Raw genomic sequence first — 22,199 nt, 5'->3', positions numbered from 1 at the left:
CTCCGGCTCCGCCGACGGAGGATGCCCTCATGGACATCAAACTCGAACTGATCGGCGTGCCCGTCACCGACGTCGACCGGGCCAAGGCCTTCTACGAGCGGGTCGGCTTCCACGCGGACCACGACGTGACCGTCCGCGACGGGATCCGCTTCGTGCAGATGACCCCGCCCGGCTCGGCCTGCTCGATCGCCTTCGGCGAGGGGATCACGCGGATGGCCCCGGGCTCCCTCGACAACATGCAGGTCGTCGTCGAGGACATCGAGCGCGCCCACGCCGAACTCACCGAGCGCGGCGTCGATGTGGGGGAGATCGACGACCAGCCGTGGGGCTCCTTCGTGTACTTCGCCGACCCGGACGGCAACCGCTGGGCGGTCCAGCAGACGAAGCCCCGGGGAAAGTGACCCTCACTTCCGGTTGTACAGCCGCATCGTCACGGCGCCGAAGACGGCCACGAAGAGCACCGACCAGCCGAGCGACCAGGCGATGTCCGCCGCCGGCCACTCGCCGGCCATCAACTCCCGCACCGCCGTCGCCAGATGGGTCACCGGGCTGTTGTTCACGAAGGCCTGGAGCCAGCCCGGCATGGTCCTCGGGTCGACGAAGACGTTGGAGAGGAAGGTCAGCGGGAAGATCACCATCATGCTGACGCCCATGACCGACTTCTCGCTGCGCAGCAGCAGGCCGAACATGGTCCAGATCCACGAGAAGGCGAACGAGAAGACCAGCAGCAGCGCCACCCCGAGCAGCACGCCGACGACCCCGCCGTCGGGGCGGTAGCCGATGACGAGGCCGACGGACAGCATCACGGCGGAGGCGATCAGATAGCGCACGACGTCGCCGAGGAGATAGCCGACCATCGGCGCGGGCCGCCAGATCGGCAGGGTGCGGAAGCGGTCGAAGACGCCCTTCTCGATGTCGGTGTTGACCGAGACGCCGGTGTACATCGTGATCATCACGACCGACATGACGAGGATGCCGGGCAGCAGGAACTGGACGTACGCCGAGACCGAGCCGGCCAGCGCGCCCCCGAAGAGGTACGTGTACATCAGCACCATCATGATCGGGAACGCCGTCACGTCGAACAGCTGCTCCGGCACGTGCTTGATCTTCAGCATGGCCCGCCAGCCGAAGGTGAGCGACGCGGAGAGCGCGGAGGGCCTGGGCGGGCGGGTCTTCCCGACGAGCAGCGCGGCGAGTTCGTCGGAGCGGGGCGCGGCGAGGTCCGCGCCCGTCGCCGTGTCGGTTCCGGTGGACGTGGCGGAGCTCATGCGGCCGGTCCCTTCCGGTCGGTGAGGGCGAGGAACACCTCGTCCAGGCTCGGCTGGCCGAGGGCGAAGTCGTCGACGGTGATCCCGGCGCGGGCCAGTTCGGCGAGGGCCCGGGCGGCCTGCTCGGCGGCGCCGAGGTCGGTGCCGTGGCCGTTGACGGTGGCGGTGAGCGCGACCGGGTCGGGGTCGAGCTGGACCTCGGAGTTCAGCGCGGCGGTGAGGACCCGCCCGGCCTCCGGCCGCTGCTCCGGGTCCCGGAGGCGCACGTGCACGGAGCCCGCGCCCACCGAGGCCTTCAGCTCGCCCTTCGTGCCCTCCGCGATCACCTTGCCGTGGTCGATGACGGCGATCCGGGAGGCGAGCTGGTCGGCCTCGTCGAGGTACTGGGTGGTGAGCAGGACGGTCGTGCCCTGGTCGACGACGGCCCGCACGATGTCCCACACCTGGTTGCGGCTGCGGGGGTCGAGGCCGGTGGTCGGCTCGTCGAGGAAGAGCAGGTCGGGGGTGTTGAGGATGGACGCGGCGATGTCGATGCGGCGCCGCATGCCGCCCGAGTAGTTCTTGACCTGCCGGTCGGCGGCCCCGGCGAGGCCGAAGGCGCCGAGCAGCTGCGCGGACCGGTCCCGGGCGGCGGGGCGGCCGTGGCCGAGGAGGCGGGCGAGGAGGACGAGGTTCTCGGTGCCGGTGAGGTCCTCGTCGACGGAGGCGTACTGCCCGGTGAGGCTGACCCTGCCCCGCACGGTGTCGGCCTCGGCGACGACGTCGTGCCCGAAGACCCGGGCCCGGCCGGCGTCCGGACGGAGCAGGGTGGCGAGCATCTTCACGGCGGTGGTCTTGCCGGCGCCGTTGGGTCCGAGGAGTCCGTAGACGGTGCCGGCCGGGACGCGCAGGTCGACGCCGTCGACGGCCCGGTTCCCCCCGAAGGCCTTCACGAGCCCCTCGGTCTCCACGGCGAAGCCGTCACTCATCCCGGTGCCTCCTCCTCCGGACGGACACCCCTCCAGTCTGCTGCGGCACGGGCGGCGGCGCAGTCCGGAGGGGTGCGGAGGGCGGGGCCGGCTCAGTACGGCGCGGGGCGGCCGGCGGCGTCCTCGTGCGTGTAGAAGAGGTAGAACGCGCCCGCGGCCACACCGGCCCCCACCAGCAGTCCGAGGCCGCTCGACGAGAACACGCTCGCCCCGGAGAGGCTGTAGAGGAAGCCGGTCGCGCCGCCCACCAGGGCGCCCCAGGCCACGGACCTCGCTTCGCGCGGCAGGGCGCGCCCGTGGGTGCGCAGCGCCCACACGCCGCCGGCGAGGAGGATCGCGGAGACCAGGCCGAGCCACAGCTGGCCCCAGGTGAGCGCTCCGCCGTGCCGCGAGACGGTCGCGGCGTAGAGGCCGTAGAGGATGCCGATCAGGGCGGGCAGGAAGGCGCCGTGCGTCTCCACGGAACGCCGGGCGGGTACGGCTGCGTGTGCGGCCATGGCAGGAGCTCCTTCGGGTCGCCCCCCTGCTGCTGCACCCTCCAGGGCACACCCGCCGGGGGCGCCCCGCAAGTGGATCAGCGGCCGGCGGCGGCCTCACCCGTTCGGCGCAGCCAGAAGGCCGAAATCGTACGCATGCTCCCACGATGGGGCCATGAGCCAGAACAGCACGCCTCCTCGCCCGGACTCCGCCCCCCGACCGCACAGGTCGGCCTCCTCGGAGGCGTGGTCCTCCGGCGGCACCCTCTTCGCCGGCGTCCTCATGCTGGTGATCGGCATCATGGACGTCTTCCAGGGCATCGCCGGGATCGCCGAGGACGAGGTCTACACCCGCGTCGGCGACTACGTCTTCAAGTTCGACCTCACCACCTGGGGCTGGATCCACCTGATCCTCGGCGTCATCGTCGCGATCTCCGGCTACGGGATCCTCAAGGGCGCCGAGTGGGGCCGGGTCGCCGGCATCTCCCTGGCGTCCCTCAACCTCCTCGCCCAGTTCCTCTTCCTGCCGTACCAGCCGTGGTGGGCGCTCTTCTCGATGGCCATCTCGGTCTTCGTGATCTGGGCCCTGGCCACGGACGACGCGTACGGCCCCGGCGAACGGCTCTGACGTGGCCCCACGCCCCCGCGCCGGCCTCCGGGCACGCCCCGGCGGCCGGCCCCGCGCACGGCTCCGGCGCACCGCCGGGGCCGTGCTGCTCGCCCTCGCCGTCACCGGCGCCGCGACCGGCTGCGACGCGGCGAAGGAGGCCGCCGGGGACCTCGTCTCCTCGGCGACCGCCGCCGTCTCCTCGGCCGCGCGGCAGAAGATGGACGAGATCAAGGACGGGGCGAACGCGACCGGAGACGTGTCCGCAGGGGCGGCCTCCGCCGACGGGGACCGCACGGCCGCCACGATCACGGCGGCCAACCCCGGGGCGGCGACCGCCGACTACACGGTCATGGTCGTCTTCCGGGACGACGGCGGGAACCTCCTCGACACCGTCGTCCTGAACATCGGCTCCGTCCCCGCCAGGGCCTCCAAGTCCGGTACGGCGCGCAGCAATCGGACCCTGGAGGGGCCGACGACCGCGGAGATCGCGCGGGCCCTGCGACACTGAGGGGGTGGACCGAGCACCCGCCGCCGCGACCGACGGCGCCCCGGACGCGGCGACCGCCCCGCCCCCGCCCGTGCCCGTGCGGCCCGGGCTCCGGACCCGTGCGGCCGCCTGGGCCGCCGGGGCGCTCCTGGCCGTCCCGGCGGCCGTCGCCGGCTGCCGGGCGCTGGACGCCGACGGCGTCACGCCCCTCCCCCAGCTCCTCTCCTTCCTGCCCTGGCTGACCGTCCCCGCCGGGCTCGGCCTGCTGCTGGCGGCCGTCGCCCGGCGCCGGGGCCTCGCCTTCCTCGCGGTGCTCGTCCTCGCCGGCACCGCGTGGGCGTCGCTGCCGTACACCCCGCCGCTCGCCGTCACCTACGGCGATCCCGTCGCCCGGATCCGGGTCATCGCCTCGAACGTCGAGTACGGCCAGGGCACCGGCTCCCTCATCGACCTCGCGCTGCGGGAGAAGCCCCAGCTCCTGTACGTCTCCGAGTGCGACCCCGCCTGCGGGCGGGCCCTCGCCGCCGCGCTCTCCCGGCAGCTGCCGCACCGGGTGTCGGTCGACGCGGAGGGCTCGTCGGGCTCGGTGATCCTCAGCGCCTACCCGCTGCGCGACCGGTCCGCGGTGCCCGCCGCCATGGGGATGCCGGGCGCCACCGCGCAGATCGCCGGCCGGGCGGTGCGGCTCCAGCTCGCGCACCCGCTGCCGCCCGTCCCCGGCCAGGTGGGGCTCTGGAAGAGCGAACTGGCCCGCCTGCGGGCGGCGGTCGAGGCCCGTCCCGCCGGCGAGACCCTGCTGCTGGCCGGCGACTTCAACGCCTCCCAGGACCACGCCGCCTTCCGCGCCCTCTCCTCCGGCCGGACGCTCCTCGACGCGGCCCGCGCCACCGGCTCGTCCCGCGCCCCCACCTGGCCGGCCGAGGGCCCGCTGCCGCCGTACGTCCAGATCGACCACGTCCTCACCACCCCGGACCTCACCGCCGTCGCCACCCGCTTCCTGCCGGTCCCCGGCAGCGACCACCGGGCCGTCCTCGCCGACCTCGACCTGCAGGACGAGCGCTGATCGGCGACGCTGGGAGCATGGACAACGAGCAGATCCTCGATGACATCGGCACGCTCGTGGAGGAGGAACGCGCGCTGCGCCGGCGCACCGGCGGCCTGCTGCCCGAGGAGCGCGAGCGCCTCGCGGAGCTGGAGGTCCGCCTCGACCAGTGCTGGGACCTGCTGCGGCAGCGCCGGGCCAAGTCCGAGTTCGGCGAGGACCCCGACACCGCGGCCCTCCGCCCCGCCGCCGAGGTCGAGTCCTACCGCAACTGAGCCCGGCGCCACCGGCAGGCCGTCCGCCCCCGCGCCGGGCCGCCGCCCCGCCACCGGTTCCCCGCCCCGCCACGGGCCCGCGCACGCCTCGGCCGCCCCGCCACCGGCCCGCGCACGCCGCCGGGACCGGTGGCGGACGGCCGCGTAAGTTGGAGGGCATGGGTCGTGGACGTGACGGGAACGGTCGGCTGGCTCCTCCCGCGTGGCTGACCGCGGGACTCCGGCCCGCACCCGCGCCCGTCCCGTGGGCCGCCGTCCTGCGCGCGTCCCTCGCCCTGTCGCTGCCGCTCGCGGCCGGCCTCGCCCTGGACCGCCCCGCCGAGGGCGCGCTCGTCTCCATGGGCGCCCTCTCCGGCGTCATCGGCGACACCGCCGACGCGTACCGGATGCGGGTCTTCAACATCGCCGTGCCGCAGCTCTTCGGCGCGCTCGGCGTCACGCTCGGCACCCTCGTCTTCGGTCAGGGCTGGCTCGCGGTGGCGACCCTGACGCTCGTCGCGCTCGTCTCCGGGATGATCTCCTCGATCGGCGCGGTCGCCTCCGCCTCCGGCCTCCTGCTGCTCCTCAACGCCGTCGTCGGCGCGGGCCTGCCGATGCCGGACCCGTGGTGGAAGGCGCCGCTGCTGCTGGCCCTCGGCGGCCTCGTGGTCCTCGCCCTGACGCTCCTCGGCTGGCCGCTGCGCCGGGCCGTGCCGGAGCGGGCCGCGGTCGCCGCCACCTACCGCACGGTCGCCGAGCTGTACGAGGCCGCGGGCTCGGAGGCGTACCAGGAGAAGCGGCACGCGGTGACCGCCTCGCTCAACCAGTCCTACGACCTGATCCTGGCCCGCCGCACCCGCCAGCACGGCCGCACCTCCTCGCTGGCCCGGCTCCTCGCGCAGCTCAACGTGCTGGTCCCGCTCCTGGAGGCGGCCCCCGCCGCCGACCTGCGGGCCCGGTTCCACGGGCCGCCGCCCCCCGCCGTCGCCGCCACCGTCCGCGCGCTCGCGGACGCGGTCGAGACCGGACGGACGGAGCACCCCGCACTGGACCTCCCGCCCTCCACCCGCCCCTCCGAGAAGGCCGTCGAGCACGCCCTCCGGCACGCCGCCACCGTCGTCCACGAGGCCGAACCCGACCCCTACAACGTCGACGACCGGCTCGGCCGCCCCGCCTCGCTGACCGTCCGGGCCCGCCGCGCCACCCGCACGACGCTGCTCTCCGCGCCGTCCTGGCGGTACGGGCTCCGCCTGGCGCTCTGCATCGGCCTCGCCCAGGCCCTGGTGTCGCTGATCGCCGTGCCGCGCTCGTACTGGGTGGCGCTCACCGTCACCTTCGTGATGAAGCCGGACTTCGGCTCGGTCTTCTCCCGGGCCGTGCTGCGCGCCGTCGGCACCTGCCTGGGTCTCGTCTCCGCCGCGCTGGTCCTCGCCGAGGTGCCCCGGGGCTGGTGGGACGTGCCCGTGATGATGGTGCTGGCCGCGCTCATCCCGGCCTTCTCGGCGAAGGGGTACGCCTTCCAGACCGCGGCCATCACCCCCGTCATCCTGCTGCTCTCCGACGCCCTCAACCAGCAGGGCTTCGACCTCGTCCTGCCCCGCCTGTACGACTCCCTCATCGGCTGCGCCATCGCGCTGGTCGCCGGCTACCTGCTCTGGCCGGAGTCCTGGCACAGCCGGATCGGCGACCGGCTGGCCGGCGCGGTAGCGGACACCGCCGCCTACGTGGACCTCGCCTTCGGCGGCCCGGCGGACGCGGGCCGGCCCCGGGCCCGCCGCAAGCTCTACCGGGACCTGTCAGCGGTCCGCTCCGAGTTCCAGCGGGCCCTCACCGAACCGCCGCCGACCGGCACCCGGGCCGCCGCCTGGTGGCCGCTCGCGATCGCCGTCGAGCGGATCGTGGACGCCACGACCGCCGCCCGCATCCGCGTCGCGCACGGCGCCCCGCCGCCGGACCCGGCGGAGGTGGCGGAGGTGGCGCGGGAGCTGCGCGAACTCGCCGAGGGCCTGCGCTCCACCGACACCCTGGTCGCGGTCCGCACCGAGCTGCCCGGCGACGACGACGGCGTCCTCGCGCCGGTCCGCCAGGAGGTGCGCGCGGCCCGCGCCATCGCCGGTCCCGAGCTGCGGTAAACCCCTTCCGGGGCGGTGCGCGGGGGCGCGAAGGAGAACTTACCGGCGGTCACGGAACGGAACCCTCCTGCCACCGTTACCGGATTCCACCGGGGCGACTACGATGCGCTCGACCGCCCCGCCGTGATCCGCTCCCGCACCCGTGCCCGCGACCGTCCAGGCCGCCAACCGGTACGCCGACCGGGCCACTTCACCCTGCCCGACCCCGCCCGACCCGCACCCCTCCCGCCGCACCCGCTCCTCCCCTCCCCCTCCGTCGTCCGGAACCCCCCACACCCGCTCCCAGGACTCCGAGGACACCGTCATGCGCACGACCACCAGCAGAGGGCTCCAGCCCAATGTCCTCGGCACCTTCGACACGATCGTGATGGCCGTCGCCGGCAGCGCCCCCGCCTACTCGCTGGCCGCCACCACCGCCGTGCTCTTCGGGGCGGTCGGCCTCGCCGGACCGGCCGCGCTGCTCTACTGCGCGATACCGATGTTCGGCATCGTCCTCGCCTACGCCCGGCTCGGCCGGATCGACGTCAACGCGGGCGCCGGCTACTCGTGGGTGGGCCGCACCCTCCACCCCTTCCTGGGCTTCCTGTCCGGCTGGGCGCTGGTCTTCGCCGCCACCGTGTTCATGGTGGCGGGCTCGCTGCCGGCCGGTTCGCTCACCCTCGCCCTGATCGACCCGGACCTCGCCTCCTCCACACCGCTGGCCGCCGCCGTCGGCGCCTGCTGGTTCCTGCTGATGCTCGGCGTCGTCCTGGGCGGCGCCCGGCTCACCGTACGGGCCCAACTCCTGATGTCCGGCGCCGAGATGGCGATCCTGCTGGCCTTCGTGCTGGCGGCGGTGGCCCACCGGGGCCGGGCGGTCGCCTTCGACTGGTCCTGGTTCGGCCTCGGGCACTTCCACGGCCCCGAGGGCTTCGCGGCGGGCGCGCTGATCGCCGCGTTCTACTACTGGGGCTGGGACGTCACCAGCAACCTCAGCGAGGAGACCCGGAACAGCCGGCGGACCGCCGGGCTCGCCGCGCTGGTCGGCGTCGGCTTCGTCTTCCTCCTCTTCGTGGCCTTCACGGTCGCGGTGAACGTGCTGCTGCCCGCCGAGCGGATCCTGTCCGCGGGACCGAACGTGCTCGCCGTCCTCGGCGAGGAGATCTGGCCCGGCGCCGGCGGGAAACTGCTGGTCGTCGCCGTGATCCTGTCCACGGTCGCGACCCTGGAGACCACCCTGCTCCAGGTGACCCGCTCGCTCTTCGCGATGGGCCGCGACCGGACCCTGCCGGCCGCCCTCGGCCGCGTCCACCACCGCTGGAACACCCCCTGGGTCGCGGTCGCCGCCGTCGGCGCCGCCGCACTCGTCCTCTTCGCCGGCGCGGCCGCCGCCGGTTCCGTCCAGCGGATCCTGCGGGACGCGGTCTCCGCGATTGGCCTCCAGATCGCGTTCTACTACGGCCTGGCCGGCATCGCCGCCGCCGTCGCCTACAAGTCCCTGCTACTGCGCTCCGCGCGGAACCTGCTGCTGGGCGGGGTGTGGCCGCTGCTCGGCTCCGCGTTCATGCTGTGGGCCTTCGTCGAGTCGCTCGGCGAGCTGTCGACCACCGCCCTCACCATCGGCCTCGGCGGCCTCGCCGCCGGACTCGTCCCGATGGCCGTGTACTGGCGCAAGGGCAGCGACTACTACCGCCCGGCCCGCCTCGACGCCCGCCGCGCGCTCGACGCCGCGGGCGAGGCCGCCCCGACGGCCCCGGGCACCCGCCTGCGGGACAAGAGCTACGCCACGGACTTCTGACCGCCCCGCGTCCCACCGACGCACCGTCCCACCGACGCACCGACGCACCGACCGGAGCACGACCGAAGGAGGTCACCCATGGGCGTACGCCGACGCGCCCTCAGGCGGTCCCGCGGGGAGCGGTTCACGCCCGACTTCGACCCGGACTTCGGTGACCGCGCGCTGACGGAGGCCCGCCACGACATCGTGATCGGCCGCTGGCAGGGCGTGCGGGACCTGCTCGCCGCCACCGGCGACGACTGGGCCCGCCGCACCCACCGCGTCCGGCTGCTCTCGCACGCCGCCGCCGGCAGCTCCACCGTCGAGACCTGGCGGGCCGCCGAGCCGCGCAGCGCGGACGCGGCGGTGCTGCGGGCGGCGACCGAGGTGGTGCGGGTCTTCGACGCTGCCATCGCCGCCGGCCGGGGCGCCGCGGTCGACCGGTCCCGGATCGACGCGGCCGTGGACGCCTGCCGGAGCGCGGCGGACGCGGCGCCCGCCGACCCGATGCCGTGGGTCTCGCTGCTGTCGGTGGCGCGGCTGTACGAGGGCGGCGTACCGCGCCGCGAACTCCGGTACTGGTTCGACGAACTGCGCCGCCGCGACCCGTACAACACCGAGGGCCACATGCAGGTGCTCCGCTACCTCTCGGCCCGCTGGCACGGCACCCACGGCTCCATGTACGACTTCGCGCGCGACGCCGCCGGGGTCGCCCCGCCCGGCTCCGCGCTGCCGGTCCTGGTGCAGGTGGCGCGGGTGGAGGAGTACCGCTACATCGCGGACGGGGCGCTCGGGCGCGGCCCGGTGCGCGGCTTCGACCAGCACTGGAAGCACGAGCTGGCGGTGACCGAGCTGCGGCGCACCCACGACCGCTGGATCGGCGGCCGGGACCCGGCGCGGCCGGTCGCCCCCGAGGAGGTCGGTGACCTCAACTTCCTCGCGCACGCCGCCTGTTACTCGGGCCAGGTGGAGCTGGCGCGGGAGCTGATGGGCCTGCTGGGCACCCGGGCGGCCTGGGTGCCGTGGGCGTACACGGGCGACCCGGAGGAGCAGTTCGTCCGCTTCCGGGAGGGCCTGGGGGCCGGCTGACCCCCGGGCCCTCCCGGTGCGGGCGTCAGACGCCGATGTCGCGTCCGTCGTGGCGCCAGACGGCGACGACGGACGGCCGGACGATCCTGCCGGGCCCGTCGGGCCAGGCCGAGGCCGGGTTCTCGACGGAGGCGCCGTCGAGCTCGCCCGGGTGCTGCACGGCGACCAGGACGCGGCGGTCCTGGATGACCGGGCCGCAGGTCTCGGCGCCCCGGGGGACGGTGAGGAACTGCTTCAGCTCACCGCGGCGCTCGCCGTGCACGGCCACGCCGAAGAGGCCGTCGTGCGAGCCGAGCTGGTTGCCGTCGGTGGAGATCCACAGGTTGCCGTGCGGGTCGAAGGCCACGTTGTCCGGGCAGGAGATCGGGGAGACCCGGTCCTTCGGGTAGCCCGCGAAGTAGGTGGCCGGGTCGTCCGGGTCGCCGGCGACGAGGAAGAGGCGCCAGGCGAAGCCGTCGGCGGACGGGTCGTCCCAGTGCTCGGCGAGCTCCAGGACCTGCCCGTGCTTGTTGAGGTTGCGCGGGTTGGCCTCGTCGGCACCGGGGTTGGTGCCCTTGCCGCGGTTGGTGTTGTTCGTCAGGGCGACGTACACGCGGCCGGTGCGCGGCGACGGCTCGACGTCCTCGGGCCGGTCCATCTTCGTCGCGCCGGCCTTGTCACCGGCGAGGCGCGTGAAGACGAAGACCTCCTCGGCGGTCATCCCGGGCACGTGCGAGACGGCGCCCTCGGGCCCGGCCGTGGCCAGCGGGATCCAGACGCCGGAACCGTCGAACTCGCCGTCGTTCGGGAGCTTTCCGGTGCCGTCGACCTCGGCCGCGGGGGAGTCGCCGGACAGCTTGGCGACGTACAGCGTGCCCTCGTCGAGCAGGGTGAGGTTGTGGGCCCGCGCCCTGCGCGAATCGCCCTTCATCATCCGCTTCGACGAGACGAACTTGTAGAAGTAGTCGAACCGCTCGTCGTCGCCCATGTAGACGACCGGACGGCCGTCGGCGGTGAGGCGCGGCTGCGCGGCCTCGTGCTTGAAGCGGCCGAGCGCGGTGCGCTTGCGGGGCGTGGACTCCGGGTCGTACGGGTCGAGTTCGACGACCCAGCCGAAGCGGTGCGCCTCGTTCGGCTCCTGCGCGAGGTCGAAGCGCTTGTCGAACCGCTCCCACTTGCGCTCGCTGGCGCCGGTGCCGATGCCGTACCGCTTGTCCGTGGCGGACGAGCCGTTGGCGAAGTACTGGTTGAAGTTCTCCTCGCCGTGCAGCGTGGTGCCCCACGGGGTGGTGCCGCCGGCGCAGTTGTTGAGCGTGCCGAGGACGGTACGGCCCGCCGGGTCGGCGGAGGTCCGCACCAGCGCCGACCCGGCGGCCGGACCGGTCAGCTCGAACTCGCTGGTGGTGTGCAGCCGCCGGTTCAGGTGGTGGCGCCGGACCGGCGTCAGCCGCCCGCTGCGCCGCTCCTCCTGCACCACGACCACGGACAGGCCGTGCGCGGCCCAGGCGATCTCGACCTGCTCGCGGGTCGGGTTCGCGGCGTCGTAGCCGCGGAACATCAGCACCTCGTCGGTGTACTCGTGGTTGGCGACGAGCACCTGGCGGTCGCGCTCCCCGCGCAGCGGCAGCAGGGAGAGGAAGTCGTTGTTGTACCCGAACTGCCCGGCCTGCGCCTCGGCGGTCTGGTTCTCGGAGTCGAAGGCGGGGGCGCCGCGGAGGATCGGCTCGCCCCACCGGATGACGACGTTCTGCCCGTACCCGGACGGCACGGTGACCTGGTCGGCGGTGTTCGGCGCGACGGGCGCGAACCGGAGGCCGCGGGCCCCGTCGGCGACCGGCGGCTTCCCGTGCCCCGGGTGCCCCGGGTGCGCCTCGGCGGCGGGCGCGCCACCGAGCACCACCGAGCCGCCGGCGGCGGAGGCGACGGTCACGACGGCGGCGGCGCGGAGCGCGGAGCGGCGGGACAGCGCCCCGGCTATGACGTCGCCGGCGTACTCGTTGTCGCTGGTGTTGGGCACCTCCTGGAAGCAGGCGTCACCACACCGGAATCGGCAGGTAAGGGCGGAACGACCGCCTCCGTGCGGGTTGGTGCCGATCAGCGGCAGCAGTTTGCGCACTGGGTCCTCCTCCGGCGCAGCACTGCGCCGACATGGTGTCGGGAATCCGTTCGGCCGTGACGCTATGTGTGCACGTCTGCACGGGGGCGGCGGCGGAATGAACGCCCGGTGAATGAGCGGCAACCGTGACCGACCGGGTCCCCGGAAGCGGAGGACGCGGCCGCTAACCTTACGTGTCCGCCCTGGCCAGGGGTGAAGGACGCATACCGCATCCAACTCATGCGAAAGGGTTCGCCCATGGGTATTCGGAGCTTGCTGCGCAAGGTGTTCGGCCGCGACCGCGAAGATCCCGCGACCCCCTCCGTCCCTCCCCAGTCCCGCGACCCCCACACGCCGGACCCGAAGCCCCTCCAGCCCACGGAGCCCGCGGAGACGACGGGGACGGCGGGGACGACGGACGCCGTGGAGACCGCGAAGACCGTGGAAGCGGCGGAGATCGCGGAAGCCGCCTCGGAGGCAGCGCCCGCGGATGCCCCGGAGGCAGCGGCCCGCAAGGCGGCGGACGACCTGGTGGCCGCGGCCTTCGACAACCCCCAGATCTCCCAGATCCCCAAGGCCCGCACGCCGGAACCGGCTGCGGCTACGGCTGCGCCGGAGAAGGCGGAGGCGGAGGCTGACGCGGAGCTGGAGACGGCGCCGGAAGCCGTCGCGGACGCCGAGGCGGACGCGGATGCTGCGCCGGCGAAGGCGGATGCGGAAGCGGTGGCTGACGCGGATGCGGACGCGTTGGCTGACGCGGAGGCGAAGGCGGATGCGGATGTGAAGCCGGGGGCGACGGCTGACGCGGACGCGGATGCGACGGCAGATGCGGAGCTGGAGACGGCACCGGAAGCCGTCGCGGACGCCGAGGCGACCACGGCCACCGAGGCGGACGCGGATGCTGCGGACGCTTCGGCCGCGCCGGAGAAGGCGGACCCGAAGACTGACGCGCCGCTCGCCGCCGAGGCGGACACGGAGGCGACCGCCGACGCGGCGGACGCACCGATCGCGGAGACGGAGCCGACGGCGGACGCGGATGCGAGGCCGACCCCGGCTGCCGACACGGAGGCGAACCCGGCCACGGACACCGAGGCGGACGCGGAGTCGGAGACGGCACCGGACGCCGTCGCGGACACTGAGCCGGCCACGGCCGCCGAGGCGGACGCCGACGCGACGGACGCTCCCGCCGCGTCGGAGGAGGCGAAGCCGGAAGGCGAAGCAGAGCCGACGGCGGCAGCAGACGTGGAAGCCAAGGCGGACGCGAACGCGGCGGACACGGAGACGGCGTCGGACGCCGCCGCAGAGCCGGCCACGGCTGCCGCAGCGAACGCCCACGCGGACGCGGAGCCCTCCGCCGAGGCGGAGGAGCCGGAGGCGACCTCCGACGCGGACGCGGAGGCGGAAGCCTCCGTGGACGCGGAGGCGACCGCGGCCGACGCCACCGACGCGACGGAGGCGAAGACGGCGTCGGACGCCGCCGCAGAGCCGGCCACGGCTGCCGCAGCGAACGCCCACGCGGACGCGGAGCCCTCCGCCGAGGCGACGACGGAGGCGGAGACCGACGCCAACGCCGACGCCGACACGGAGCCCTCCGCGGAGGCGGAGGAGCCGGAGGCGACCTCCGACGCGGACGCGGAGCCCGTCGCCGCCGAGGCGGACACCGCCACTGCGGCGGAGCCCGAAGCCGAGGCCGAGCCGGTCGCCGCGCAGGCGGAGGCGCAGGCCACCGAGGCCGTCGCCGGGACCGCCACCGAAACGACCACCGGCGCCGTGCCCACCTCCCCCGCCTCTTCCGCCTCCCCCCTCCCCCCGCACCTCCGCGACGCGTACGACGCCGCCGGGGTCGTGCTGGGCAAGGCGGGGCTCGGCGGGGCGCGGGCGCGGGTGTACCTGGTCGTCGACCGGTCCGGGTCGATGCGCGGGTACTTCAAGGACGGGTCCGTGCAGCGTCTCGCCGAGCAGGCGGTCGCGCTCGCCGCGCACCTGGACGAGGACGCGACGGTCACGACCGTGTTCTTCTCCACGGACATCGACGGGGTCGTCGACCTCACGCCCGCCGAGCTCACCCCCACCCGCGTGGACGAGGTCAACGCCGGTCTCGGCCGCCTCGGCCGGACGAACTACCACCGTGCCGTCGAGGAGGTGCTGGCCCACCACGAGAAGACGGACCCGGCCCGCCCGGCGCTGGTGATCTTCCAGACGGACGGCCCGCCCGAGTCCCGTACCGCCGCGAACCAGGCCCTGGCCGAGGCGGCCGGACGCCCGGTCCACTGGCGTTTCACCGCCTGGGGCGAGGAGGACGGCAAGGGCTTCGACTACCTGCGGAAGCTCACCGCGGACCGCACGGCGACGCACTTCGCGGGCCCGGCGCCGGTCGAGACCCCGCACGCGGAGTTCTACGAGGGCGTCCTCGCCGGTCTCAGCCTGTAGGCACCCGCCCGCCCCCTGCTTATCGATGTGAGTGGATCTTCGGACGCCCGTTAGGATTTCGACCATGGCGGCCACTGGATCCGAGAAGCAGGGGGCGAAGGCGTTCTACGTCACGACCCCCATCTACTACGTCAACGACGCTCCTCACCTGGGCCACGCCTACACGACCGTCGCAGGCGACGTGCTCACGCGCTGGCACCGTCAGCGCGGCGAGAAGGTGTGGTACCTCACCGGCACGGACGAGCACGGTCAGAAGATCATGCGCACGGCCGAGGCGAACGACGTCACGCCCCAGGCCTGGTGCGACAAGCTCGTCGAGGAGGCCTGGAAGCCCCTCTGGGAGCACCTGAACATCGCGAACGACGACTTCATCCGCACCACGCAGAAGCGTCACACGGACCGCGTCCAGGAGTTCGTACAGGACCTGTACGACAAGGGCGAGATCTACAAGGGCGGCTACGAGGGCCCGTACTGCGTCGGCTGCGAGGAGTTCAAGCTCCCGGGCGATCTCATCGAGGCGGAGGACGGCACCAAGCTCTGCCCCGTCCACAAGAAGCCGGTGGAGATCCTCAAGGAGGAGAACTACTTCTTCAAGCTGAGCGAGTACGGCCCGAAGCTGCTGGAGTTCTACGAGGCGAACCCGGGCTTCATCCAGCCGGAGTCCGCCCGCAACGAGGTCCTGAACTTCGTGAAGCAGGGCCTGGACGACCTCTCCATCTCGCGCTCGACCTTCGACTGGGGCATCCCGGTGCCGTGGGACGGCGAGCACGTGATCTACGTGTGGATCGACGCGCTGCTGAACTACGCGACGGCCGTCGGCTACAACGAGAACCCGGAGAAGTTCGACGAGACCTTCCCCGCGAACGTCCACCTCATCGGCAAGGACATCCTCCGCTTCCACGCGGTGATCTGGCCGGCGATGCTGATGGCGCAGGGCCTTCCGGTCCCGGGCCGGGTCGCGGCCAACGGCTGGCTGATGGTCGGCGGCGAGAAGATGTCGAAGTCGAACCTGACCGGCATCAAGCCGCAGGACCTGACCTCGCACTTCGGCGTGGACGCGTACCGCTGGTACTTCCTGCGGGCCATCGCCTTCGGTCAGGACGGCTCCTTCTCGTGGGAGGACTTCTCCGCCCGCTACACCTCCGAGCTGGCCAACGACTACGGCAACCTCGCCTCCCGCGTGGCGGCGATGGTCGGCAAGTACTTCGGCGGCGAGCTGCCGGCCTCGACGGCCGACGGCGACGCCGAGAAGGCCGTCCAGGAGGGCCTGGCGAAGGCGGTCGCGACGGCCGACGCCAAGATCGGCGAGGAGCTGGACTTCCAGGGCGGCATCCTCGCGGTCTTCGACTTCGTGAAGCAGGTCAACGGCTACATCACGGAGCAGGAGCCGTGGAAGGTCGCGAAGGACGAGTCGGAGGAGGGCCGCGCCCGCCTGGCGACGATCCTGTACACGGCCGCCGAGTCCCTCCGCGCCGCCGCGGTCCTGCTGAACCCGGTCATGCCGGAGTCGTCCCAGAAGCTGTGGGACTCCCTCGGCGCGGAGCCCTCCCTGGGCGCCCTGGCCGCCCAGCCGGTCCAGGACGCGGCCCGCTGGGGCCAGCTCCCGGCCGGGTCGACGGTCACGAAGGGCGCGGTCCTCTTCCCGCGCCTGGAGGACCCGAAGAAGGACTGACGTCCGCCCGCACGCGAGCGAAGGCCGCCGCCCCCGGTCTCCCGGGGCGGCGGCCTTCGCCGTCCTCACGCCAGGACGAGCGCGGCGGCGGCCGGCGCCAGGTACATCAGCGGGAAGGCCACGTGCCCGTACGCCTTCGCCCGCACGACGGTGATCACGGCCCCGGCGAAGTACAGCACCACCCCGGCCGCCGCCGTCGCCCCGATGACCGGCACCCAGAACCCCACGAGCAGCCCGAGCGCCCCGGCCAGCTTCACCAGCCCCAGCCGGTTCCACCACGTCCGCGGCACCCCGTAGGCGGCCAGCGGCTCGACGACGAACTTCGCCCGGAGCAGCACGGCCGCCCCGGAGAACCCGGCCATGAAGGCGGCGAGAAGGGTGACGACAGCGGCCGTGGTGGACATGGGGACTCCTCCGGTCGAGGCCCCGGGGAGGGGCCGTACACCGGGGTGACGGAGCGGGCGGCGGAGGTGTGACGGCGAAGGCGGACGACCACGACACGAGATTCATGTAAACAAAAGTTCCCATGGACCGGCTTCGTAAACTACAGTTGTCGCATGACGTTCTCGGAGCAGCTTCCCGCGGAAGAACTGACCGGCCTCGAATCCGCCCTCTACGAGGCCCTGAACCCCCTCGCCGCCACCCTCCGCGCCCGCGCGACCGGGCAGCCCGAGGAGGGGATGTGGCACGGCGAGCCGGTGGACATCGCCCTCTCCGTCCTCGCCGCCTGGAAGGTGGTCGACCAGGAGGTCAAGCGCCTCACCGCCGTCGCCGCCGGCACGGCCGGCTCGTACGGCGCGAGCTACGAGCAACTGGGCGCCGTCTGGGGCATCACCCGCCAGGGCGCCCGCAAGAAATGGCCGGACGCGGTGACCCGCCCCGCCCCCGGCACCACCACCCTCGCCCTCTTCGGCGGCCGCGCGGAGCTCTCCCCCTCCGACGACACCTGGACCTGGACGGCCACGGCCGCCGACGGCACGAGAACCGCCCCGGCCCCCGCCCCCACCAAGGAGGAAGCGGCAGCACTGGCGGGCGTGTTCCTCAGGGCCCACGCCCATGGAAACCCGACGGCGGCGGCACTGCGGACTCAAGGAGAGCGGGGCAAGGGATGACGGGCAGGACGGCCGTCGAAGCGATCCACACCGAGCGGCTGGAGCTCGTGCCGCTGGAGGTCGGGCACGCCGAGGAAATGGCCGGGGTGCTCGGGGATCCGGCGCTGCACCGGTTCATCGGGGGTGCGCCGGAGAGCCTGGAGGAGTTGCGGGCGCGGTACGTGCGGTGGGGGGCCGGGGCGCCGGAGGCCGGGACCAGCTGGTGCAACTGGGTGGTGCGGGAGCGCGACGGAGGGCGGCTCGCGGGGACCGTGCAGGCGACCGTCGTCGGGGACGGCGCCGAGGTCGCCTGGGTGGTCGGGACGGCCTGGCAGGGGCGGGGGTACGCCTCCGAGGCGGCCCGCGCGCTCGTCGGGTGGCTGCGGCCCCGGGTGCGTACCGTCGTCGCCCACGTGCATCCCGGGCACGCCGCCTCCGCCGCCGTCGCCCGCGCCGCCGGGCTCGTACCCACGGACGAGACGCACGACGGCGAGGTGCGGTGGGAGCTGCCCGTGGGGTGAACGTGCGAGGGGCCCGGGATCCGTGAGTCACGGATCCCGGGCCCCTCACCCACGCGTCGGGGTCAGCGCGCCGCGTCCGGGTGGACCGACTCCGTGACCGGGCGGTCGCCCGCGGGCTTCTTCTCGACCGGCTTGCGGAGCTGGATGTTCAGCTCGCGCAGGCGGGTCTCGTCCAGCTCGGTGGGGGCGCCCATCATGAGGTCCTGGGCGTTGCCATTGAGCGGGAAGGCGATGGTCTCGCGGATGTTGGGCTCGTCGGCGAGGAGCATGACGATGCGGTCGACGCCGGGGGCGATGCCACCGTGCGGCGGGGCGCCGAACTGGAAGGCGCGGAGCATGCCGGCGAACTCGGTCTCGACGGTCTCGCGGCTGTAGCCGGCGATCTCGAAGGCCTTGAACATGATGTCGGGCTCGTGGTTCCGGATGGCGCCGGAGGAGAGCTCGATGCCGTTGCAGACGATGTCGTACTGCCAGCCGAGGACGTCCAGCGGGTCCTTGGTCTCCAGGGCCTCCAGGCCGCCCTGGGGCATGGAGAAGGGGTTGTGCGAGAAGTCGATCTTGCCGGTCTCCTCGTCCTTCTCGTACATCGGGAAGTCGACGATCCACGCGAAGCGGAAGACGTTCTCCTCGAACCGGCCGGCGCGCTTGGCGGCCTCGACCCGGACCGGGCCCATGATCTTGGAGACCTCGTCGAACTCGCCCGCGCCGAAGAAGACCGCGTGGCCCGGCTCCAGGCCGAGGCGCTCGGTGAGGACCTTGACGTTCTCCTCGGTGAGGAACTTGGCGATCGGGCCGGTGAGGGCGCCGCCCTCGCCGACGCGGACCCAGGCCAGGCCCTTCGCGCCGAGCGAGACGGCGAAGTCGCCGAGCTGGTCGAAGAACTTGCGCGGCTGGTCGCCCGTGTCCGGGACGGCCAGGGCGCGGACGTGCTTGCCCGCGAAGGCCTTGAACTCCGAGGCCTCGAACACGTCGGAGATGTCGACGAGTTCGAGGTCGGTGCGCAGGTCCGGCTTGTCGTTGCCGTACTTGAGCATCGACTCGCGGAACGGGATCCGCGGGAAGGGGGAGGTGACGTGGCGGCCGCCGCCGAACTCCTCGAAGAGCTCGGTCATGAGCTTCTCGATGGGCTGGAAGACGTCCTCCTGCTCGACGAAGCTCATCTCGACGTCGAGCTGGTAGAACTCGCCGGGCGAGCGGTCGGCGCGGGCGTCCTCGTCGCGGAAGCAGGGCGCGATCTGGAAGTAGCGGTCGAAGCCCGAGATCATCAGCAGCTGCTTGAACTGCTGCGGGGCCTGCGGGAGCGCGTAGAACTTGCCCGGGTTGAGGCGGGACGGGACGACGAAGTCACGGGCGCCCTCGGGGGAGGTCGCGGTGAGGATCGGGGTCGCCATCTCGTTGAAGCCGAGGGCCACCATCTTGGAGCGGATGGAGGCGATGACGGCGGAGCGCAGCATGATGTTGCGGTGCATGCGCTCGCGGCGCAGGTCGAGGAAGCGGTACTCCAGGCGCCGCTCCTCGTTGACGCCGTCGTCGGCGTTGATGGTGAAGGGGATCTGCTGGGCGGCCCCCAGGACCTCGACCTCGGCGGCCTCGATCTCGATCTCGCCGGTGGCGAGCTCGGGGTTCACGTTGTCGGCACCGCGCGAGACGACCTTGCCGTCGACGCGGACGACCGTCTCCTTGGTCAGCTTGTCGAGGACCTCGGCCGCCGGGGTGCCGGGGCGGGCGACGAGCTGCGTGATGCCGTAGTGGTCGCGCAGATCGATGAAGAGGATGCCGCCCAGGTCGCGCCGATTGTGCAGCCAGCCGCTCAGCCGGACGTCGGTGCCGACGTCAGAGGCGCGGAGCTCGCCGCAGGTGTGGGACCTGTACCGATGCATCGTCGTTCATCCAGTCTTCGGGATCGGAGAGTAGTGGGCCTTGACAGGGTCGAGGCCATCCCAGCCTACCGGCCGGCCCAAGATCGCGATTCGATTACCGTCGGTGGCACCCGGTGGGGGCACAGTGGCGGCCCGGTGTCCGATATTCATAAAGTAGGGCAATGCGCACCGAGGACGTCCTGGCCGCGATCGCCACGGGCCTGTGGCGCTGGGACAACGCTTCCGGGATCGTCTCGCTCGACGCCGAGGCCGCCCGGCTGCTCGGGCTGCCCGCCGAGCCGGTGCGGCTCAGCGAGGCGGCGGTGCGGTCCCGCTTCCACCCGGTGGACTGGAACGAGATCGACGGCGTGGTCAACCTCGCGGTGGCCGAGGGCACGCTCGCCGAGGCCCGTCTGCGGATCATGGACGAGCGGGGCCGGGTGGTCCGTACGGTACGGAGCCGGTCCAAGCCGCTGATCGACGGCGGCGACTACCAGCTGGTCGGCACCCTCCAGGAGGTGGCGGAGCCGCAGCCGGGGACGGCCGGGCCGCACACGCCGATCACCGGCGACTGGCGGCGCTCGCGCGAGGCCTTCCTGCTGGACGCGGGACGGGCGCTGGCGGAGGCGCGGTCGACGGCCGAGGTGCTGCGGGTCGCGGCCTCGCTGTCGATGCCGGGCTTCTCGCCGGACGGCCTGGCGGTCTTCGGGATGTCGGGCGAGCGGCTGACCGTGATCGGGCACCACGGGCAGCGGGACGGCGACGAGGGCCCCTTCACCTCGATGTCGCTGGCGACCGACTATCCGGCGGCGGAGGTGGTGCGCACCGGGCGGGCGATCTACCTGCCGTCCCCGGAGGAGTACCGGCGCCGCTTCCCGATGACGTGGCCGCTGGCGGAGCCCTTCGAGCGGCAGTCGTGGGCCTTCGTGCCGCTGGTGGTGGCCGGGCGGACGATGGGCGCCTGGATGGCGGCCTTCAAGCACCAGGTGGCCTTCACGCCGGACGAGCGGTCGGTGCTGACGACGGTGGCGCGGATGCTGGCGCAGGCGCTGGCGCGCGCCGGCGTCGCGGAGTCGGAGCGCGAGCTGTCGCTGGGGCTCCAGCGCACGATGATGCCGGTGCTCGGGCCGGGGATCCCCGGGATCCGGGTGGCGGCGCGGTACGTGCCGACCGGCGGCGGGCTCCAGGTGGGCGGCGACTGGTACGACATGATCCGGCTGCCCGGCGGGAGGGGCGGCTCGGCGGGCGGCGGCGCCGGCCGGATCGCGCTGGTCATCGGGGACGTCCAGGGGCACGACGTGCGGGCCGCGGCGCTGATGGGGCAGCTGCGGATCGCGCTGCGGGCGTACGCCTCCGAGGGCCACCGGCCGGACGCGGTGCTGTCGCGGGCCTCGCGGTTCCTGTACGGGGTGAACGACGGGCACGACGGGTACGACGGGGCGGACGGCTCCGGCGGGGCCGGGGCGGAGGCCGCGGGCGGCGGGCCGCGCTTCGCGACCTGCCTGTACCTGGAGGTGGACCTGGAGACGGGGACGGTGGACATCGCCCGCGCGGGCCACCCGGACCCGGCGGTGCGGATGGTCGACGGAACGGTCCTGCTCAGGCCGACGGCCGGCGGGCTGCCGCTCGGCATCGACCCCGACACCGACTACCCGACCACCCGGCTGACGCTGGACCCCGGCGAGACGCTGATGATCTGCACCGACGGGCTCCTGGAGACCGGCGGGCACGACCTCGACAGCGGCTGGGAGCGGGCCAAGCGGCTCCTGGAGCAGCACCGGGGCGACGACCTGGAGGAGCTGGCCGACACCCTGGTGGACGCCGTCCACGGGCCCGGCTCCCACCACACCACCGGGCCGCTCGCCGACCGGCGCGAGGACGACATCGCCGTCCTGCTGCTCTCCCGCCGGCCGGCCACGGCGGTGCGGGAGACCCCGCGCCGCACCCTGATGACGATCGCCCAGGCCGAGCCGGAGCGGATCGCGGAGGCGCGCGAGCAGGTGCGGCAGCTGCTGCACGACTGGACCGACGGGGACCAGCTGGACGCGGCGGTCCTGATGGTCTCCGAGATGGTCACGAACGTGCTGGTCCACACGGACGGCGACGCCCTCCTGATCGCGGAGGTCGCCTGCGGCGAGAAGGCCCGCCGACTGCGCGTCGAGGTCTCCGACGCGAGCGACGAGCTCCCGCACAAGCGGCACCCGGGCGAGATGGCGTCCAGCGGGCGCGGCCTGGTCCTGATGGAGATGCTGGCCGACGCGTGGGGCGTCGAGCCGCGCGGCGAGGGCAAGACCATCTGGTTCGAACTGACGGAGCCGACGGGGCCGGAGGGGTGCTGCGGGTAGCCCTCCCCGCCCCCGCCCGGTGCACGCGCGCGCGTGGCACGGGCCCGCCCCCGCGGAGCCCGCCCTCCCCGTGACGGCCCCGGCGGAGCCCGTACGGCCCCCGTCGCCGCCCCGGCCGAGCCCGT

General features: G+C 73.7%; 19 protein-coding genes. 13 read left to right on the top strand and 6 right to left on the bottom strand.

From position 1 onward, the window contains the following. Positions 1 to 29: 29 nt before the first annotated feature. Complete coding sequence (locus ACF1ED_RS27105) at positions 30 to 401, top strand: GNAT family N-acetyltransferase (RefSeq protein ID WP_391764733.1); 372 nt, start codon at positions 30 to 32, stop codon at positions 399 to 401. A 3-nt stretch (positions 402 to 404) separates the two neighbouring features. Here the strand turns inward: ACF1ED_RS27105 and ACF1ED_RS27100 are convergent, their stop codons facing one another. The 3 genes from ACF1ED_RS27100 to ACF1ED_RS27090 form a co-directional block, all read right to left on the bottom strand. Then, the gene (locus ACF1ED_RS27100) at positions 405 to 1,268 is read right to left on the bottom strand and encodes an ABC transporter permease (protein ID WP_391764731.1); all 864 of its coding nucleotides are present in this window, start codon (positions 1,266 to 1,268) and stop codon (positions 405 to 407) included. Further along, positions 1,265 to 2,236 carry an ATP-binding cassette domain-containing protein gene (locus ACF1ED_RS27095; protein ID WP_391764729.1) on the bottom strand — a complete coding sequence of 324 codons (972 nt, stop codon included), beginning with the start codon at positions 2,234 to 2,236 and terminating at the stop codon, positions 1,265 to 1,267. The genes ACF1ED_RS27100 and ACF1ED_RS27095 overlap by 4 nt, the downstream gene beginning before the upstream one ends. 92 nt (positions 2,237 to 2,328) lie before the next feature. Further along, on the bottom strand, positions 2,329 to 2,733 hold the full coding sequence (locus ACF1ED_RS27090) for a hypothetical protein (RefSeq protein ID WP_391764727.1): 405 nt from the start codon (positions 2,731 to 2,733) through the stop codon (positions 2,329 to 2,331). 154 nt (positions 2,734 to 2,887) lie between these two features. Between ACF1ED_RS27090 and ACF1ED_RS27085 the strand changes: the two genes are divergently transcribed. The 7 genes from ACF1ED_RS27085 to ACF1ED_RS27055 all read left to right on the top strand — a co-directional run bounded on the left by ACF1ED_RS27085 (position 2,888) and on the right by ACF1ED_RS27055 (position 10,082). Further along, a complete protein-coding gene (locus ACF1ED_RS27085) occupies positions 2,888 to 3,340 on the top strand; it encodes a hypothetical protein (RefSeq protein WP_391764725.1) in 453 nt (150 codons plus the stop codon). Between the two features lies 1 nt (position 3,341). Next, complete coding sequence (locus ACF1ED_RS27080) at positions 3,342 to 3,830, top strand: hypothetical protein (protein ID WP_391764723.1); 489 nt, start codon at positions 3,342 to 3,344, stop codon at positions 3,828 to 3,830. Between the two features lie 4 nt (positions 3,831 to 3,834). Beyond that, entirely contained in the window at positions 3,835 to 4,872 is a 1,038-nt protein-coding gene (locus ACF1ED_RS27075) for an endonuclease/exonuclease/phosphatase family protein (RefSeq protein WP_391764721.1), read from the top strand. Positions 4,873 to 4,889: 17 nt separating this feature from the next. Further along, positions 4,890 to 5,126 (top strand): DUF2630 family protein, encoded by a 237-nt coding sequence (locus ACF1ED_RS27070; RefSeq protein ID WP_190223044.1) that lies wholly within the window; start codon positions 4,890 to 4,892, stop codon positions 5,124 to 5,126. 158 nt (positions 5,127 to 5,284) lie between these two features. Next, positions 5,285 to 7,237, top strand: a complete 1,953-nt coding sequence (locus ACF1ED_RS27065) for an FUSC family protein (protein WP_391764718.1) — start codon at positions 5,285 to 5,287, stop codon at positions 7,235 to 7,237. Between the two features lie 304 nt (positions 7,238 to 7,541). After that, positions 7,542 to 9,014: an APC family permease gene (locus ACF1ED_RS27060; protein ID WP_391764716.1), complete on the top strand. Its 1,473-nt coding sequence runs from the start codon at positions 7,542 to 7,544 to the stop codon at positions 9,012 to 9,014. Between the two features lie 78 nt (positions 9,015 to 9,092). Then, positions 9,093 to 10,082: a hypothetical protein gene (locus tag ACF1ED_RS27055; protein ID WP_391764714.1), complete on the top strand. Its 990-nt coding sequence runs from the start codon at positions 9,093 to 9,095 to the stop codon at positions 10,080 to 10,082. Positions 10,083 to 10,107: 25 nt separating this feature from the next. On the opposite strand, the gene ACF1ED_RS27050 is transcribed toward ACF1ED_RS27055, so the two are convergent. Continuing rightward, a complete protein-coding gene (locus tag ACF1ED_RS27050) occupies positions 10,108 to 12,177 on the bottom strand; it encodes a PhoX family protein (protein WP_391764712.1) in 2,070 nt (689 codons plus the stop codon). 237 nt (positions 12,178 to 12,414) lie between these two features. Between ACF1ED_RS27050 and ACF1ED_RS27045 the strand changes: the two genes are divergently transcribed. Together ACF1ED_RS27045 and metG are read left to right on the top strand one after the other, a co-directional pair. Further along, on the top strand, positions 12,415 to 14,586 hold the full coding sequence (locus tag ACF1ED_RS27045) for a VWA domain-containing protein (protein WP_391764710.1): 2,172 nt from the start codon (positions 12,415 to 12,417) through the stop codon (positions 14,584 to 14,586). 64 nt (positions 14,587 to 14,650) lie between these two features. Continuing rightward, positions 14,651 to 16,258, top strand: coding sequence for a methionine--tRNA ligase (metG, locus tag ACF1ED_RS27040; protein WP_391764708.1), 1,608 nt, complete (start codon positions 14,651 to 14,653; stop codon positions 16,256 to 16,258). Between the two features lie 65 nt (positions 16,259 to 16,323). Here the strand turns inward: metG and ACF1ED_RS27035 are convergent, their stop codons facing one another. Then, positions 16,324 to 16,662: a DoxX family protein gene (locus ACF1ED_RS27035; protein WP_391764706.1), complete on the bottom strand. Its 339-nt coding sequence runs from the start codon at positions 16,660 to 16,662 to the stop codon at positions 16,324 to 16,326. Positions 16,663 to 16,815: 153 nt separating this feature from the next. On the opposite strand from ACF1ED_RS27035, the gene ACF1ED_RS27030 reads away from it, so the two are divergent. Further along, positions 16,816 to 17,370: a hypothetical protein gene (locus ACF1ED_RS27030; protein WP_391764704.1), complete on the top strand. Its 555-nt coding sequence runs from the start codon at positions 16,816 to 16,818 to the stop codon at positions 17,368 to 17,370. After that, the gene (locus tag ACF1ED_RS27025) at positions 17,367 to 17,870 is read left to right on the top strand and encodes a GNAT family N-acetyltransferase (protein WP_391764702.1); all 504 of its coding nucleotides are present in this window, start codon (positions 17,367 to 17,369) and stop codon (positions 17,868 to 17,870) included. Before ACF1ED_RS27030 ends, ACF1ED_RS27025 begins: the two co-directional genes overlap by 4 nt. A 62-nt stretch (positions 17,871 to 17,932) precedes the next feature. On the opposite strand, the gene aspS is transcribed toward ACF1ED_RS27025, so the two are convergent. After that, positions 17,933 to 19,750 carry an aspartate--tRNA ligase gene (aspS, locus tag ACF1ED_RS27020; protein WP_391764700.1) on the bottom strand — a complete coding sequence of 606 codons (1,818 nt, stop codon included), beginning with the start codon at positions 19,748 to 19,750 and terminating at the stop codon, positions 17,933 to 17,935. A gap of 161 nt (positions 19,751 to 19,911) precedes the next feature. On the opposite strand from aspS, the gene ACF1ED_RS27015 reads away from it, so the two are divergent. After that, positions 19,912 to 22,074, top strand: coding sequence for a SpoIIE family protein phosphatase (locus tag ACF1ED_RS27015; RefSeq protein ID WP_391764698.1), 2,163 nt, complete (start codon positions 19,912 to 19,914; stop codon positions 22,072 to 22,074). Positions 22,075 to 22,199: the final 125 nt, after the last annotated feature.

Source organism: Streptomyces sp. NPDC014656, from assembly GCF_043084305.1.
Lineage (GTDB): Bacteria > Actinomycetota > Actinomycetes > Streptomycetales > Streptomycetaceae > Streptomyces.
This window is presented reverse-complemented; position numbering and strand designations above follow the sequence as displayed.